The sequence below is a fragment of the Curtobacterium sp. MCPF17_001 genome (genome assembly GCF_003234615.1).
In the GTDB taxonomy this organism is placed as follows: domain Bacteria; phylum Actinomycetota; class Actinomycetes; order Actinomycetales; family Microbacteriaceae; genus Curtobacterium.
The window spans coordinates 47,630-62,975 of record NZ_QKSL01000003.1; the positions used below are offsets into that span (position 1 = coordinate 47,630).

Sequence of the window (15,346 nt, forward strand, 5' to 3'; positions counted from 1 at the left end):
CCTGCGCGGGGGGTCCGGATGCGTTACAGTTCGACGCAGAGGGAAAAAAACCCGTTCTGCTCCGGCAGACGGAACCGCGTACGCGTCTCACGGGAGCCGCCACTTCTTCATCGAAGGAGTGCGCCCGTGTCAGTACGAACCTCCCCGCCGACCACACCCGTCTCGCCACCCGCTGGTCTCCGCGACGCCTGGCTGCCGTTGGCCGGCCTGTCCGCGGTCTTCCTGTTCGAGATGCTCGACAACTCGGTCCTGAACGTCGCGCTGCCGACCATCGCCCGTGACCTCCGGGCCTCGACGACCGCGCTGCAGTGGGTGTCGGGTGCCTACTCGGTGGCCTTCGGCGGCCTGATGCTGCTGTTCGGTGCGGTCGCCGACCGCGTCGGCCGGCGTCGCACGATGCTCGTCGGCCTGGTGCTGCTGGCGGTGGCGAGCCTCCTGACCGTGTTCGTCACCTCGGTCCAGGAGCTCATCGTCGTCCGGGCCCTGATGGGCGTCGCCGCCGCGATGACGACCCCCGGTTCGATGGCACTGGCGTTCCGCCTCTTCGCCCGCCAGGACCTGCGGGTCCGGGCGCTCACCGTCATCTCCACCGCCGGGCTGGTCGGCCTCGCCGTCGGGCCGACCGTCGGCGGGTTCGTCCTGGCCGTGGCGCCGTGGCAGGTGCTGCTCGTCGCGGACGTGCCGATCGCGGTCGTCGCCTTCGCCGGCATCCGGGCAGGGATCGCCGCGGACCGCCCGGACGACCTGCACCGCGACCCGATCGACGTCGCCGGGGCGGTCCTCGGTACCGCGAGCATCGTCGGCGTCCTCGTCACCCCGACGCTCGTCGTCGGTGGCGCTGCCGGATGGGCCGGGTGGGGCGCCGGCGCGGTCACCGCCCTCGTGGCCGTCGGCTTCGTCGTCCGGGAGCGCACCGCACACCACCCGCTGCTCGACCTGCACCTGATCGCTCGGCCGCTCGTCGCGAGTGGCCTGGCGTACAAGGCCGCGGCGGGTCTCGCCATGGCCGCGCTGTCGTACCTCGTCACCCTGCAGCTGCAGTTCGCCTGGGGATGGCCCCCGGCGCTCGCCGCAGTCGGGACGCTGCCGCAGGTGGTCGTGCTCCTCGCCAGCGGACGCCTCGTCGGCCCGTTCGTCCAGCGCGTCGGACTCGACCGGGCGGCACGCATCAGCGCCGCCGCGGTCGTCGCCGGCCTCGCCGTGTTCGCCCTGACCGCACGGCTGGGGTACCCCGGTGTCCTGGTCGCCCTCGTGCTCGTCGCCGCCGGCATGCGCGTCGTCGGTGCCGTGGCCGGCAACAACGTCCTGCACGGGCTGCCCGCCGACCGGACGTCGATCGGGGCGGCGCTCGTCGACACGGCGAGTGAGATCGCCACCGCGGTCGGGATCGCCGCCACGGGCACGATCCTCGCCGCACTCGTGCCGGGCGACCTCGGCACGACCCCCTGGGCGCCGGGTCGGACCGCCGCGTTCGAGGGCGCCGTCTCGATCGCGGGCGCGGTGGTCACCGCCGTCGCGGCCGTCCTGGTCGTCGTCGGCATGCTCCGCGCCCGCACCGCCGCAACCCCTTCCACCGCAACTGCTCCCACCACCAGCCAGGAGAACACCGATGTCTGACCTGATTGCCCGCCCGCCGTTCGACCGCGAGCTCGCGCCGTTCCTCGCCGCACTCGCCGCGCGCGGACCGTTCGTCCTCACGCCGGAGATGCTGCCCCGGATGCGGCAGCTCGACATCCCGCTGGAGACCCACGACGAGCGACTGCGCCAGCGCGGCCTGGAGCGTCGGAGCATCACGGTGCCCGGCCACCTCGGCGACCCGATCGAGCTGGCGGTCATCCAGCGCACCGGCCGCACCGGCCCGACGACCGGGGTCTACACGATCCACGGCGGCGGCATGATGTTCGGCCACCACCTCGGCAACCTGGGCTCCTACGACGACTGGCTGCTCGACCACGACGTCGTCCTCGTCAGCGTCGACTACCGCCTGGCCCCGGAACACCCGGACCCCTACCCGGTCGAGGACTGCTTCGCCGGCCTGGTGTGGGTCGCCGAGCACGCCGACGAACTCGGCATCGACCCGGACCGGATCGTGATCGCCGGACAGAGCGCCGGAGCCGGCCTCGCGGCGGGGACGGCCCTGCTCGCACGCGACCGCAGGGGCCCTGCCCTCCTCGGGCAGATCCTGGTCTCGCCGATGCTCGACGACCGCGACCGGACCGTGTCGACGCGGCAGATCGACGGCGTCGGCGTCGCCGACCGGCAGATGACCCGGTCCGGCTGGACCGCCTACCTGGGCGACCGCCGGGCCACCGACGACGTGTCCGAGTACGCCGCCCCGGCGCGTGCGACGTCACTGGCCGGGCTGCCACGCACGTACATCGACTGCGGCAGCGCCGAGGTCTTCCGGGACGAGACCGTCACCTACGCCAGCGCGCTCTGGGCCGCGGGCGTCGACGCGGAGCTGCACGTCTGGCCGGGCGCCTTCCACGGCTTCACGAGCATGGTGCCCGAGGCCGCCGTGTCGCGGCGCGCGACCGCGGCGTTGGCGGACTGGACCCGGCGGCTGCTCGGCGAGCCGGTCAGCCGCGCGTGACGCCGGTCACCCGCCAGCGGTCAGGGCGACAGGTCGAGGTCACGGCAGGTGCCCGCCGTTCCGGGCCGGGTTCGTGTCGAGACGGTACGACGAACCGTCCGCTGACCGGGTGAGCACGCCGGCGTCGACCGCGTCGCGCCGGACGAGCGCGACGTCCTCGACGAACATCGCGAGGGCGGCGTTCAGTGCCGCTTCCGAGACGCTGCGCCGAGCCGGCAGGCGGTCGAAGACGGTCTGGACGATCGCGTTCGAGAGTTCCTGACGCCGGCGCGCATCGGTCGGCAGGTCGCGGATCCGCCCAGTGTGCAGGACGGCCCGGTCGGACTGCAGGAGCTCGATCGTCTCCTTCGCCTCCACCAGCAGGTCGGTGACGACGGCTCCGTCGTCACCGACCCAGTCGAACCGGTCCGCGGGGATGTGCGGGTTGATGGCGACCGCCACCACCTGCCGTGCGCGCCGGAGTGCGGACTGCATGCTCACGTCGAGTACTCCTTCGTCGTCTGGGTGCCGGTGACGATACCGACGGACGTGGCGCGGGCGCGACGCGGAGCGGGGAACGGCGGCTCCACCTGTCGCTTCTCGCGGCAGGTGAGACTCCGGGATTGCCCGGTACTCAGTCGGGACGGCGGTCGACAGAGGGGGGGGCGGAGATGCTGGTGCAGGTGTCTGGGCCTCCCGGGGAGCCGGGAGATCCCCCTGTCTGCTGCGATCGCGGAGCGGTTTCCGGCGACCTCACGACGCTGGTCGTCGACGCGTACAGCTTGCTGTCGCGGTAGCTCGTCTAAGTGAGCCCAGTGTGCTGCGTCGAGCCTGAGCACTGCGACGAGCGCAGCTTCGTCCCGGATGCCGATCCTCTACCGGTCGCGCTCCGCTGCCTCAATCCGCTGCGTACGTTGCTGCTGTCGAGCAGCGCGCGGCCCCAACACGAAGAGAACTGATCCAGCCACGGCGGCGGTCACCGCAGCGGCGAGCAGGGGCGGCCACGACGTGAAACGTGTGGCCGCTGCGATGACGGTCACGACGAACAACGCAATGGTGACCGGGCCGAGTATCCAGCCCACCCAGAGTCGATGTGTTCGCATCCCTCAGTTGTACTCGGCCGATGTCTCGGCGGTCGATCGGCTACCGGGCGCGTTCTGATGTGCTGATGGTCAGCCGTGCTGCCTAGGGCGGTCAGTCAGTCAGTCAGTCAGACCGACAGCATGCGAGAGCGGTGGCGCAGATTCCTCGCGGGCTAACCCGTCCGCGAGATGCGGGGCTGCTCGGGGTAGGTGCACTTCCAGCCTCGGTGGTCGTCGGTGGTGTCGCTGCCTCGTCCGTCAGCCATGTGCCTCTGCACGGTGATGGCCTGACCTGCGGCGAGATGGCCGCCGTCGGCTTCATACGAGAGCGCGATATCGATCTGGCACAGGTCGAACCGCTCGAGCAGGTTGGAGGTGGTGTCGTTGGCTGCGACCACATACCGGTAGACGCCGGGCGATTCCTCGGTTGCCGACCCCATCGCACCCTGACGCTGACCGAGATCGGTTGCGGGCCAATCCTGCGTCGCGTCGCCCAGTGGCGTCGCCGCCGCGCCAGCCTGAGTGCTCGAGCCCGCATCGGAAGGCGATGCTGCATCGGTTGGACGGGAGGCGCTGGCAGGCGTCGTTTGCTTCGCCGCGGAGGATGAAGATGGGACACGCGGCCCTTCTTGATTGCTCGGAGCGGAGCAGGCGCTGGCCACCAGAGTGACGCCCAGAATCAGTGCGACTCCGGTTCCCCGGAGCATGTTGCGCTTGTCCACGTGTTCCCCCCCCCCCCCTCGTCACCGGGCAAGTCCGCCCGGCTTCGGTCGACCGGAGCTTACCGTCCTCCCCCCCCCCCCGCTCGGCCTGGCGCGAGTCCCGCTCGCGGAGGGGATCCGCCAAGTCTGGAGACGTAGTGGTGAGGCACGACAGTCGGGGAGGTCCGCGGTGGTCACGCCTGCAGCTGGGGGAACGTTCCGCGCGCCCACACCAGGTTGATGGAGAACGACGTGACGAGCCAGGTGTCGCCGTGACGGATCAGGCGGCCGCGCCAGACGTTCGATCCCTCGAATGCCGGCGTATGCGCGTCGTCGCAGAAGACCGCAGTGACATTGCCGCGAACTTCCGCCTGGTTCCCCGCGATGTCGGCCACGACGCCCGAGACGAGGTGCTGCGTGGCGGGGATCGGCTCGTGAACGGCGCGGACCTGCTCGACCACCAAGCCGGCGCCGACAGTGACACCCATGACCGTCGTCGCTTCCACGTCGCTCGCATACATCTGGGGGAGATCGTCGAAGCGGCGGTCGTCGATCGCGGCGAAGATGCGGGAGATGATGTCCGACGGTGTGCTTGACATGAGAAGCCTCTCTTACTGTTGGGATCCCAACGTTGGAATCCCAACGATACACGGAAGCGGGAGTTTCGCCTACCGTGGAGAACATGGCTGAGCGGGAGATTCCGGAGCGACTGCGTTCGCTTCCGAGCTGGCTGCTCGTCGAGGCTGCGGCGCGAGCGTCTCGAGTGGTGTCGGAGCTCACCACCGAGGCCGGCGTCCCGAAGGCGGCGTACCCGATCCTTGCCGTGCTCGAGGCGGCTGGTCCGCTCAGCCAAGCCGAAGTCGGCCGTCGCGTCCGGATCGACCGCAAAGACCTCTCGGGATACGCTGCGCGGCTCGAGCAGCTCGGCTTGGTCACGCGGCGTCCTGACCCCGCAGACGTGCGACGCAACCTGCTCGAGCACACGCTTGCGGGGACGGAGCTCCTCAAGCGGCTCGACCCCGCTTTCGCGGCGGCGCAGGACCAGCTGCTGACGCAGTTGACCTCAGCGGAACGGGCGACGTTGAAGCGGCTGCTCGATCTCATCACCACTGAAGTCGCCCACTAGCTGCAGGCCCGTCGACCTGGCAGTGACTTTCGTCATCGCGACGACGGCGCTCCTCCCGTGGCTGCCCCCCGCGGTGATCCAGCCGGCAACCTGCAGTGATGTTCCGTGAGCCGGTGACCCAGCGGACAGCGGAGTTGTGGCGAGGGAGCGAGCGCTGGGGACCGTCACCGTCGCAGTGAACGATCGTGCGTCGACGCAATGACCGGTCGCTGAGGGGCTGTCGCATCCACGGGAACCCGCCCAAAGTGCATCTACCCGGTGAGGATGCGTCCTGCCCGCAGCATGGCGAGGGTCGCTGCCCGTTCAAGCCGGGCCGGGTCCGTGGGCCTCACTTCGCTGCGGGCGATGTCGGAGGTCATCAACAGCGACGTTCGATGAGCCATGGCCTACCGGTCAATGACTGCTCGTCTCGGTGACCGGGTCGATCACACCAGGGAGCTGCTGTCGGTCACGGTCGCAAAGCTGCCGTCGAGCGCGGCCATGAATGCGGCGTGCACGGCTGCGCCCGGCACGACCGTGTCACCGTGTTGCAGGTCTGGTGCCGTGCAGGCGTCCGAGACGACGGTGTTGCTGTAGCCGAGTTCGTGCGCGGCCCGCGTGGTCGAGTCGATGCACATGCTGCTCATCATCCCGACGATCACCAGTTCGGTGACGTCGGCGTCGTCGAGGACCGATGCCAGCCCCGTGTCGATGAAGCTGTTCGGCCGGTGCTTTTCGAGCACGACCTCACCGTCCGCGGGCGTGACGGACGAGTGGAACTCCACCCCAGACGTCTCGGGACGGAAGAACGACGCTGCCGGGTCCGTGCTGACGTGGAAGATGTGCACGACGAGCTCGCCGGACGCGCGGAAGCGGTCGAGGACGGTCCGCGCCGCGGTGGCCGCCGCCTCGGGCTCGACGAGGGGGAACGCGCCGCCGGGGAAGTAGTCACGCTGGATGTCGACGAGGACGAGAGCACGGGTCATGTCACGAGTATTGCGACGCTCGCCTGGATCTTCCGCTGTCATGGAACTCGCGCTCGCGCTTGAGCGCTGCGCTTGTCGTGGCTGCGCTGGTGGCCTGGCTTGCTCCAGCTTCGGTGGTCGCTCTCCGCCTGGCATGGACGGATCCTCCCTCTCCAGTGCCCGTGCATTGGACGGGAGCAGGCCCAGATCAGTGGGCTTCGGCGGACGACGCCTTCTGGTCGTGCATCGTTCCGGGCATCGTCGGAGCGCTTGTCTGCAGTCTGCTGGTCGTCCCGTTGTCTTCGGGCGCTTCGCGATGGGGCGCAGCGATCACTTTCGGGGCGGTGAGCGCGGGAACAGGCATCATCGCGTTCTTCTGGATCGCGATGATGCTCGCTGCTCAAGGAGCGACGACGCCGTTCCTGGTCGTCCTTGCCCCGCTCGGGCTGGGAGTGCTCGTGTTCGGCCTCTCCCTACTCGTTCAGACGAGGACCGCCCAGTCGACGATCGCGAGCTTGACTAGTTCGAGCCTGCAGATTGCATCGCCAGTGTTTTCCGGAAGGCATCCGCGGTCCCTTCCACCAGGTCGGCGGGGTCGCTGGCCAGGATTCGACCGCTGGAGTAGCAGGCGACCGCGAGTTGCCCTGCAATGGTGGCAACGTCAACGGGGGCGTTCTGCATGATGAGCGCCTTCGTGAACTCGTTCGCGATGTACTGGTGCTTGACCGCTTCGCGTGCCCGCAGCTCCTCGTGCGCGTCGAGAAGCCTTGTGTGCCGCCCGTACGTGGCAAGGTCCGAGATCGCTTGTGCGCAGAGTTGGAGGACAAGCGGTTCGAGCGCGCTCAGGGCGTCTCCGAGGGTTTGCACGGCTGGCGCGGGATCCCAAAGCGCGGATGCAACGGTAGTGATCGCGTCGAACATGGCCTGCTCTTTGGCGAAGACGACTTCTGTCTTGTCGCCGAAGTGTCGGAAGAACGTCGTCCGGCCGACCTCGGCCCGTTCGGCGATGTCCGTGACCGAGACCGCGTCGAAGCCTCGCTCGGCGAACAACTCATCTGCGGCGTCGATGATCCGGCTCCGCGCGGCACGCTGCTTGCGTTCGACCAAGGTCAGCGGGGTCGTGTCTGCTTCGGCGGCTGGCTCGGTCATGGCTTCACTGTACCAACAAGTGCCGGACTAGGTTCCAACGTGAACGGGGTGTGATACGGTACTGAGTACCAAACAAGGAGGAGCAATGCTCTCGACAGATGACCGGCTTCAGATCTCCGAGACTCTCGCGCGCCAGGCGTTCATGGTCGACGAGAACGCCCTGGATCAACTCGGTGAGGTGTTCACTCCCGACGCCACGTACGACATGACCAGTTCCGGGATGGGCGCTTTCGAGGGTCTGGAGGCCCTGCGAACCGCGGCGGGGCAGCTGTTCGCCTCCGGGCATGCGCCGCTGTCGCACTTCGTGACGAACATCGTCATCTCGGAGACGGGGGAGTCGACGGCGTCGGTGCGATCCAAGGGACTGATGATCATGGCTCACGGCGGCGTGCACGGCGTCGTCTACGACGACACGGTCGTCCTGCATGAAGGCCGCTGGCTGATCGCGAGCCGCGTCATCCTGCCGCTCCGTACGACATCCAACGTTGAGCACTGATGCGAGGGGCGACGCTGGGTAAAGTCCTGGTCTCCGCTACTGCGGTGGCGCAGATGGTCGGCCCGTACGTGTTCGACTTCAACGAAACGCACATCTACAACGACTCCTGGCCTCCGCACGCGAAGTTCCACAACGCGCAGACCATGAGCTCCGGCGTCGCGTTGTCGATGGCGACCCTGGCGAACTTGTGGCGGCCGGGCTCCGGCCGTGTGGGCGTGGACGCTGCCGCGTTCGCGGCAAGCACGTACTGGCTCAGTCAGCTCTCGGCGTTCTTCTACCCGGGAACGGCAAGCGTGGACCCGCCCGCTGAGGACGATTGGCCGCAGCTCAAGTTCACCATCCCCATGCTGGCCGTGATCGGCGTCGGCTGGTTCCTCGCACGCCGCGGGCTCGCTGGGACCCGGCAGCGATGAGGCGCCTGCAGTACCACCGCTACGGCGGTCCCGAGGTCCTGGTGTTGGAAGACGCGGCCATCCCGCAGCCAGGTCGGCGCCAGATCCTCGTGCGCGTGCGTGCAGCATCGGCGAACGCCATGGACTGGAAGATCCGCAACGGCGAGATGCGGGTCATGACCGGCAGGAGGTTCCCACGCGGTGTCGGCCACGATTTCGCCGGTGTCGTCGAACATGTCGGAGAGAGCGTCACCCGCTTTCGGGTAGGCGACGCGGTCCTCGGCGCGGCGCGCCTGCAGCATGCGGGAGCGTTCGCGGAGTTCGTGATCGCCGACGAACGATCCGTCGCTTCCAAGCCCGACGACCTCTCCTTCGAACATGCCGCAACCCTGCCGGTGGCCGGCCTCACCGCCTACCAGGCGGTCACGGCGGCCGGCAAGCTCCGACCTGGACAGCGCATCTTCATCAACGGCTGCCTCGGCGGAGTCGGACGGATCGCCGTCCAGGTCGCACTCGCGGCAGGCGCGAGCGTGGCCGGGAGCTGCCGGTCGGGCACGGAAGCCGAAGCTCGTCACCTCGGCGTCGACCCCGTCGTGACGTTCGACACAGATCCTCTTCCGCGCACCGGCCGGTTCGACGTGGTCTTCGACACGGCAGGGACCCTGCCCTACGGCGTCGCACGCCAGATGCTCACCCTCCACGGACGCATCATCGACATCGTCCCCGCGGCATCGAAGTTCGCCCGCAGCGTCCTACCCGGCCCCTACAGCGCGTTCATGGCCCGCCCCGACAGCGACGACCTTCAGCGCGTCGCCGACGCCGCCGGACGAGGCGAGATCGTCACCCGCATCGCTCGTGCCGTCGCCCTGGACGACGCCATCCCCGCCCTCGCGGAGCTGGAAACCGCCCCCAACCTCCGGCGGCGGAAGACTCGTCATCACCATCGAGTGACCTGCGGGGTTCACCCCCGCCGCATCAACGCTCCTCGATCGAGTACACCGTCGGACACCATCACCCCACCTGGAGATACAACGCATGGCCATCACCTTCTGGATCGTTGCCGGTCTCGCCGCAGTCGCCTTCTTCGGCGCAGGCCTGATGAAACTGATCCGCCCAGTACCGGCCCTCAAGGAAGCCGGCATGGGCTGGATCGAGGACTACTCCAACACCACCGTCAAGCTCATCGCCCTTGCAGAAGTCGTCGGAGCAATCGGACTCGTCCTCCCCATCGCGACCCGCATCGCCCCTGCCCTCAGCCCCGTCGCCGGCGTCGCCCTGACCGTGATCATGGCCGGAGCGATCGCCGTTCACGTCCGCCGCAAGGAATCTCCCATTGCCGCAATCGTCCTGACCGCGCTGCCCCTCGCCGCCGCGATCCTCGGCTTCATCCTCGTGTTCTCGTGAGCCTGCAGCCGGTGTGAAGAAGGCTGTCGCAGACAGACAGACAGACAGACAGACAGCACTGCCACGTCGGCGCAGCTCCACGATCTGGAGACCGTACGCCTGTAGCCATGTTCGGCCGCCCGTCAGCCGGTCGGCGACCGGACGGCATCCAGGTCGCCGGAGCGGCGTCGGGGCCGAAGGCGATCACTGTCCCGATGAATCGGGCTCGGTAAGCAGTGCGGAAGCGGAGAGAGCGAGTGACGGGAATCGAACCCGCGCTACCAGCTTGGGAAGCTGGAGTTCTACCATTGAACTACACTCGCGCATCCCGTCGAACGGGACCGCACCAGCCTAGCGGAACTTCCGCCGGGTGCCAGCCGCACCTCCGTGGCGGACGCACGCCGGGCCTCCTGTCCGCCCCTGTCTCTCCGCTGTGAGCCGCGCTCTCCGACGGACACCGCCAGGAGCCCGTGTGTACCGTCCGAGTGGACCACCCAGCTCGTACGACTGACCCGAGGAGGAACCGGAATGGTCCGACATCCCCTCATCGACGACGTCGTCGGTCCGGCCATCGTGGTGGACTCCAGTGCCCCCGTGGTGTGGCTCACCGACTCCCTCGACTCGCTCCTGCGCCGCGCTGAGGCGGCCGGGCGCACGGTCGTCCTGCGGACCGGGCCGGAGGCTGCACTCACTCCCGCACTGCGGCACGCCCTGGGCGCGCACGGCGCCGCGTGGGCGGTCCGCGGACCCGACGGTGCCCTCCGGGACGGGCGGACCGGTGTTCCGGCGGCCGGCGTGGAGGACTTCGTCACGCACGGCCCGGAGCTCCTCGGTGACCCGTCGCCGGAGCACCGCGACGCCGTCGGCTCCGTCCGACAGATCAGCATCGACCTGACCCTGCGGCACCACGACGAGCGGACCGTCGACATCGGCTCCGCGATCGAGGCGCTGTGCGCGACGGTCGGCACGTGCCCGACACGGTGGGGCACGTCGGAACCGCTCACCTCGGCGTGGGACCGCTGGGTCGTGACGCAGTACGCGATGCACGAGTCGCCGGGCATCAGCACCTCGTACGCCATCGGTGACGGCTTCGCCGCGACGATGACCGCGCACCTGACCGACGGGGTCGTCGTCGAGACGATGTCCGCGGTCCTCACGGTCCCCGAGAGCGGAGCGGACCCGCAGCTCGCATCGCGCCTGCTCGACGCCGTGCACAGTGTCGCCGAGGGCGTCGAGCCCGTGTTCGGTGTCGTCATGCAGCGCCGCGGGGACGCGGACCACCTGGTGCGCGCGTTGGCCTACGGCGAGCCCGAACCGCTCGCGGTCATCGTCGGCCCCGAGGCCACACGCTTCCTGGACCGCCGCGGCGAGTGGCCGCCGGTCCGCACCACCACTGACACGTTCGCGGGCGAGGTCGGCGAGGGCCTGGTCGTCCGGTTCGAGGACGGCTGGACCGCGCTCGAGTCGTTCCTCGACCGCATCGACGAGGACCGGTTCCTGCAGTTGGTCGGCGGGGCGCCCCTCGACCCCGCCTCCGACGACGGCGCACTCGGGCCGCACGCCATGCACCACGGTGGGCAGGGGTCCCAGGGTGCCGCGTGACGTGACCCTCCTCTGTCGCGGTGAGGTGCAGGTCCGCGACGTCGCCGAGGCGTTGCTGCTCCACGACGACGCATGGGGTGTCCGGGCGCTCGACGACGGACCGATGATGCAGGTCTGCCGTGACGCCACGCACCCGGTCATCACGGTGCTCGGCGTGCGTCGGGTCGACGAACTCGGCGAGGTCGCGCGGCTCCTGCCCGACGCCCCGGCGCTCTCGGTGCCGCTGTGGTGGGTCGACACGGTGACGCCCTTCGACGCCGACGGTGAGCGCGGGGTGACGGCCGCGCTGGAGGCATCACTCGACCTCGACGCCGTGTGCATCGTGCACGGGGACTGACACCGGGTCGTGGCAGCGGCCGCTGACCCCTCCGTCCGGACTCAGACGCAGCGGGCGCGCATCCGCCGTGCCGCCGCACAGAGGACTGGAACGTCGGTCCGAGCCGTGCCGAGCAGCACCGACGCGGGTGTCCCGGCGGGCCGGCGGGTCAGTCGGCCGGCGAGTGCCGACACGTGCGCCCACGGCACGGCCGGTTCGTGCGCGGTCATCATCGGCGGGAGCCGCTGGACAGCCGAGGCGATGTCCACCAGGCACATCCGGACGGCGTCGTGCACGAGCGCCTCGGGCAGGGCCGAGTCGGCGACGTAGGTGCGGATCCGATCACAGGAATCGATGACGTCGTCCAGGGACTGCGCGACGGGCGTCGTCACAGCGGGACCGTCCGATCGAGCAGCTCGTCCGGCAGGGCATCGGCGGCCAGGACCTCGACGCGCACGCCGAGCAGTTCCTCCGCGTCGTCCTGCATGCGCATCAGCGCGAACATGCCGGTGGGCGGTGCCAGGTCCACGACGAGTTCGACGTCCGCCGGCCAGTCGTCCGCGCCCTGCGCTCCCGAGGTGCCGACGAGCTGCCGGACGGCGACGGCGCCGTGCCGTACGAGGATCGAACGGAGTTCGTCACGGTGCCGGGCGACGAGTTCGCGCAGAGGGAGTGGCTCGGCGACGGGTTGCAGGTCGATGGCGGTGCGGAACCCCGCCGCGAGCAGGAGCCGCTGGAGCGCCGCGAGCGAGGGTTCGCGTCGGCCGTTCTCGTAGGTGCTGATCACGCTCTGGGTCACACCGGCTCGTCGGGCGAGCTGCACCTGCGTCAGGTCGGCCCGGAGCCGGGCTTCGCGGATGATCGCTGCGGCGGAGAGCGTCGTCGTCGACGCGCGAGCGTGTCCTGGCGGCATGCGGCCAACGATACACAGGATTCCGTATTCCGGTTCGCAGCCGGAGGTCGTGGGGTCTGCCGCCCCGACGGAGGCTCGTTCAGCGCGGCTGGGACACGTCCGCCCGGTGGAAGTTCAGCGCCGACCGCGACGCCGTCGGTCCGCGCTGCCCCTGGTAGCGCGACTGGTAGTCGGCGGACCCGTAGGGCTTCTCGGCCGGGCTCGACAGCTGGAAGAAGCAGAGCTGGCCGATCTTCATCCCCGGCCAGAGCTTGATCGGCAGGGTCGCGACGTTCGACAGCTCGAGGGTCACGTGCCCGGAGAAGCCCGGGTCGATGAACCCGGCGGTCGAGTGCGTGAGCAGCCCGAGTCGACCGAGCGAGCTCTTGCCCTCGAGCCGCGCCGCGATGTCGTCCGGCAGCGTGACGACCTCGAACGTCGACCCGAGCACGAACTCGCCCGGGTGCAGCACGAACGCCTCGTCCGGGTCGGTCTCGACCAGACGGGTCAGGTCGGGCTGGTCCACCGCGGGGTCGATGTGCGGGTACTTGTGGTTGTCGAACAGGCGGAAGTACTTGTCGAGCCGGACGTCGATGCTCGACGGCTGCACGAGTGCGGGGTCGTACGGGTCGAGGCCGATCCGGCCCTGGTCGAGCTGGGCGGTGATGTCGCGGTCGGAGAGCAGCACGCTGGAAGCCTAGTCGCCGGCCCGCGCACCGTCAGGAGTCGAACACGTCCAGGACCCAGTCGTCGGTCGGCAGGGTGCGGTCCTGCCAGCGCATCCGGATCGCGCCGTCGTCGACCAGGTGGGAGTCCGGGTGGCCCGTCCGGAGCTGACAGCGGTGCCCGTGCAACATCCGTGGGCAGCGGTCCTGGTCCGGGCCGGCACCAGGTCGGCCGACGACCGCGCCGATCAGGCGGGCGGCGACGCGGCGCAGACGAGCGCGGCTGGTCCGGCGGAGGCTGACGCGTCGGGCGACGGGCCGGACGGCGGGCGGGGAGGGAAACGGTGTGCGCACGGGAGACTCCAGCTGTTCGCAGTGCTGCGAATGAACGAGCGGCCGGGGTCTGGGGCTACCGCGTTGCACGGTAGTCGAGCGCACCTCGGAGTGGGTGGAGTCCGCGCGACTAGGCTGAACCCGTCCGCTTCAGCACCCAGCCCCCGCGCTGCAGCCACCCCTCAGCAGGAGCGCAGATGACCACGACGACGACCTCCGTCCCGACGACCACGTCCGGCACGAACTGCCCGATGCGGTGCAGGCGATGATCTCCTTCGCCGACGCCGCGCGGCGGTTGCAGGACGGTGAGGACGGCGCCATCGCCACCGCGTTCGTCGACGTCCTGCCCATCGAGGGCGCCGCGCTGTCGACGCTCGGACCGCCGTTCGGCAGCGCGGTCTTCTCCGCGTCAGACCCCCGTGCCGCAGCATCGGACGAGCAGCAGGTGCTCCTCGGCGAAGGCCCCGGCTGGTCCGCCCTCCGGCACCGAGAGCCCGTCCTCGTGTACGACCTCGACGGCGCCACCGGGGACGACTGGCCGTCGACCCGAGCAGCCCTGCGGCAGACCGGCTGGGCGGGACTGCTGTCGTTCCCCCTGTCCGTCGGGACGTTCGACCTCGGGGCCGTGACGCTCTACCGGGCGGACACCGGCCCGCTGGCACCGGCCGAACTCGACGGGGCGAAGCTCCTCACCCACCTGGCCGCGCTGCGGATGCTGTCCTCGGCGATCCGGGACGTCGAAGCCGGCCGCACACCGACGTCCGTCTCGGTCGCGCAGCCGTCCGGCCGCCACGTGCACCAGGCGACGGGGATGGTGGTGGCCCAGCTCGACCTGACCGCCGAGGACGCACTCCTGGTCCTCCGCGCCCGGGCGTTCGCCGACGGGCTGCCACTCCACGCCGTCGCCCAGGGCGTCATCGAGCGGCGCATCGACTTCCGAGACCCACGCACGACCGACTCCGCACGGAAAGAAGACCGCTGATGACGCAGAGCAGAGAGCAACGCCTCGTCGACACGTTCGTCACGCTCGCCGACACCCTCGTCGACGACTACGACGTCATCGAGCTGCTCCAGCTGCTCGTCGGGAAGGCAGCGGACCTCTTCGACGTCAACGCTGCAGGGATCATGCTCGCGACCCGGACGGACGAACTCGAGTTGGTCGCCTCCACCAGCGAGCGGAGCAACCTCGTCGGCATCATGCAGCTCGACGCCGGCGAAGGCCCCTGCATCGAGGCCTACCGCACCGGCAAGGTCGTGACCGTGGGCAGCACCGCCGAGTTGGCGGACCGGTGGCCGGCCTTCGCGGCAGCGTCGCAGTTGTTCGGCTACGCGTCGGTGCACGCCATCCCGCTCCGTCTCCGGAACGAGACGCTCGGCTCGATGAACCTCTACCGGGAGCAGCCCGGTGCGCTGGGCGAGGACGACATCGTCGCCGCGCAGGCGTTGACGGACGTGGCCACGATCAGCATCCTGCAGCAGCGTGGGCTGGAGCAGGCCACGATCGCGCGCACCCAGCTCCAGCGGGCGCTCGACAGCCGAGTGGTCATCGAGCAGGCGAAGGGGTTCCTCGCGCAGACGCACGAGGTCGACATGGACCAGGCGTTCGCGCTGCTCCGGTCCTACGCACGGTCCCACCAGACGCCGCTCGCCGAGACCGCACGGCAGGTGGTCGAGCGGACCCTCTCGATCTGAG

19 protein-coding genes, 1 tRNA gene and 1 pseudogene are annotated in these 15,346 nt (G+C 69.7%); 11 read left to right on the forward strand and 10 right to left on the reverse strand.

Annotated features, from left to right (window positions below; all coding sequences use genetic code 11):
- Positions 1–126 precede the first annotated feature (126 nt).
- Both DEJ24_RS04155 and DEJ24_RS04160 read left to right on the forward strand, forming a co-directional pair.
- The gene (locus DEJ24_RS04155) at positions 127–1,617 is read left to right on the forward strand and encodes an MFS transporter (protein ID WP_309147003.1); all 1,491 of its coding nucleotides are present in this window, start codon (positions 127–129) and stop codon (positions 1,615–1,617) included.
- Entirely contained in the window at positions 1,610–2,593 is a 984-nt protein-coding gene (locus tag DEJ24_RS04160) for an alpha/beta hydrolase (RefSeq protein ID WP_111077410.1), read from the forward strand. Before DEJ24_RS04155 ends, DEJ24_RS04160 begins: the two co-directional genes overlap by 8 nt.
- 39 nt (positions 2,594–2,632) lie before the next feature.
- Here DEJ24_RS04160 and DEJ24_RS04165 read toward each other — a convergent pair whose 3' ends face one another.
- The 3 genes from DEJ24_RS04165 to DEJ24_RS04180 all read right to left on the reverse strand — a co-directional run bounded on the left by DEJ24_RS04165 (position 2,633) and on the right by DEJ24_RS04180 (position 4,954).
- Complete coding sequence (locus DEJ24_RS04165) at positions 2,633–3,067, reverse strand: DUF2087 domain-containing protein (RefSeq protein WP_111077411.1); 435 nt, start codon at positions 3,065–3,067, stop codon at positions 2,633–2,635.
- A 760-nt stretch (positions 3,068–3,827) separates the two neighbouring features.
- On the reverse strand, positions 3,828–4,376 hold the full coding sequence (locus tag DEJ24_RS16520; RefSeq protein ID WP_146242542.1) for a hypothetical protein: 549 nt from the start codon (positions 4,374–4,376) through the stop codon (positions 3,828–3,830).
- Between the two features lie 173 nt (positions 4,377–4,549).
- Positions 4,550–4,954: a nuclear transport factor 2 family protein gene (locus tag DEJ24_RS04180; RefSeq protein ID WP_111077414.1), complete on the reverse strand. Its 405-nt coding sequence runs from the start codon at positions 4,952–4,954 to the stop codon at positions 4,550–4,552.
- Between the two features lie 83 nt (positions 4,955–5,037).
- Between DEJ24_RS04180 and DEJ24_RS04185 the strand changes: the two genes are divergently transcribed.
- Positions 5,038–5,481, forward strand: a complete 444-nt coding sequence (locus DEJ24_RS04185) for a MarR family winged helix-turn-helix transcriptional regulator (protein ID WP_146242543.1) — start codon at positions 5,038–5,040, stop codon at positions 5,479–5,481.
- Positions 5,482–5,906: 425 nt separating this feature from the next.
- Here DEJ24_RS04185 and DEJ24_RS04190 read toward each other — a convergent pair whose 3' ends face one another.
- Complete coding sequence (locus DEJ24_RS04190; RefSeq protein ID WP_111077416.1) at positions 5,907–6,446, reverse strand: cysteine hydrolase family protein; 540 nt, start codon at positions 6,444–6,446, stop codon at positions 5,907–5,909.
- A 498-nt stretch (positions 6,447–6,944) separates the two neighbouring features.
- Complete coding sequence (locus DEJ24_RS04195; protein WP_111077417.1) at positions 6,945–7,574, reverse strand: TetR/AcrR family transcriptional regulator; 630 nt, start codon at positions 7,572–7,574, stop codon at positions 6,945–6,947.
- Positions 7,575–7,659: 85 nt separating this feature from the next.
- Here DEJ24_RS04195 and DEJ24_RS04200 point away from each other — a divergent pair, with 85 nt between their 5' ends.
- The 4 genes and pseudogenes from DEJ24_RS04200 to DEJ24_RS04215 all read left to right on the forward strand — a co-directional run bounded on the left by DEJ24_RS04200 (position 7,660) and on the right by DEJ24_RS04215 (position 9,866).
- Positions 7,660–8,070: a nuclear transport factor 2 family protein gene (locus DEJ24_RS04200; RefSeq protein WP_111077418.1), complete on the forward strand. Its 411-nt coding sequence runs from the start codon at positions 7,660–7,662 to the stop codon at positions 8,068–8,070.
- Positions 8,070–8,483, forward strand: coding sequence for a DUF6640 family protein (locus DEJ24_RS04205; RefSeq protein WP_111077419.1), 414 nt, complete (start codon positions 8,070–8,072; stop codon positions 8,481–8,483). Before DEJ24_RS04200 ends, DEJ24_RS04205 begins: the two co-directional genes overlap by 1 nt.
- Positions 8,480–9,358, forward strand: a pseudogene (locus tag DEJ24_RS17355) (NAD(P)-dependent alcohol dehydrogenase); the annotation flags it as partial. The gene DEJ24_RS04205 and the pseudogene DEJ24_RS17355, both read left to right, overlap by 4 nt.
- Positions 9,359–9,497: 139 nt before the next feature.
- A complete protein-coding gene (locus DEJ24_RS04215) occupies positions 9,498–9,866 on the forward strand; it encodes a DoxX family protein (protein WP_111045114.1) in 369 nt (122 codons plus the stop codon).
- Positions 9,867–10,097: 231 nt separating this feature from the next.
- Here DEJ24_RS04215 and DEJ24_RS04220 read toward each other — a convergent pair.
- Positions 10,098–10,168: transfer RNA gene (locus tag DEJ24_RS04220), tRNA-Gly, on the reverse strand.
- Positions 10,169–10,373: 205 nt separating this feature from the next.
- On the opposite strand from DEJ24_RS04220, the gene DEJ24_RS04225 reads away from it, so the two are divergent.
- Both DEJ24_RS04225 and DEJ24_RS04230 read left to right on the forward strand, forming a co-directional pair.
- Positions 10,374–11,447, forward strand: a complete 1,074-nt coding sequence (locus DEJ24_RS04225; RefSeq protein ID WP_111077420.1) for a DUF6177 family protein — start codon at positions 10,374–10,376, stop codon at positions 11,445–11,447.
- 1 nt (position 11,448) lies between these two features.
- Entirely contained in the window at positions 11,449–11,784 is a 336-nt protein-coding gene (locus DEJ24_RS04230) for a hypothetical protein (RefSeq protein ID WP_146242552.1), read from the forward strand.
- A gap of 41 nt (positions 11,785–11,825) precedes the next feature.
- Here DEJ24_RS04230 and DEJ24_RS04235 read toward each other — a convergent pair whose 3' ends face one another.
- From DEJ24_RS04235 to DEJ24_RS04250, 4 genes are all read right to left on the reverse strand, one after another.
- Complete coding sequence (locus tag DEJ24_RS04235) at positions 11,826–12,155, reverse strand: hypothetical protein (protein WP_111077422.1); 330 nt, start codon at positions 12,153–12,155, stop codon at positions 11,826–11,828.
- A complete protein-coding gene (locus tag DEJ24_RS04240) occupies positions 12,152–12,676 on the reverse strand; it encodes a helix-turn-helix transcriptional regulator (protein ID WP_111077423.1) in 525 nt (174 codons plus the stop codon). Before DEJ24_RS04240 ends, DEJ24_RS04235 begins: the two co-directional genes overlap by 4 nt.
- Positions 12,677–12,755: 79 nt before the next feature.
- Complete coding sequence (gene dcd / locus DEJ24_RS04245; RefSeq protein ID WP_110903789.1) at positions 12,756–13,343, reverse strand: dCTP deaminase; 588 nt, start codon at positions 13,341–13,343, stop codon at positions 12,756–12,758.
- Between the two features lie 31 nt (positions 13,344–13,374).
- Positions 13,375–13,674 carry a hypothetical protein gene (locus tag DEJ24_RS04250; RefSeq protein ID WP_111077424.1) on the reverse strand — a complete coding sequence of 100 codons (300 nt, stop codon included), beginning with the start codon at positions 13,672–13,674 and terminating at the stop codon, positions 13,375–13,377.
- A 244-nt stretch (positions 13,675–13,918) separates the two neighbouring features.
- Between DEJ24_RS04250 and DEJ24_RS04255 the strand changes: the two genes are divergently transcribed.
- Both DEJ24_RS04255 and DEJ24_RS04260 read left to right on the forward strand, forming a co-directional pair.
- Entirely contained in the window at positions 13,919–14,635 is a 717-nt protein-coding gene (locus DEJ24_RS04255; protein WP_146242553.1) for a GAF and ANTAR domain-containing protein, read from the forward strand.
- Positions 14,635–15,345: a GAF and ANTAR domain-containing protein gene (locus DEJ24_RS04260; protein ID WP_111077426.1), complete on the forward strand. Its 711-nt coding sequence runs from the start codon at positions 14,635–14,637 to the stop codon at positions 15,343–15,345. The genes DEJ24_RS04255 and DEJ24_RS04260 overlap by 1 nt, the downstream gene beginning before the upstream one ends.
- Position 15,346 lies beyond the last annotated feature (1 nt).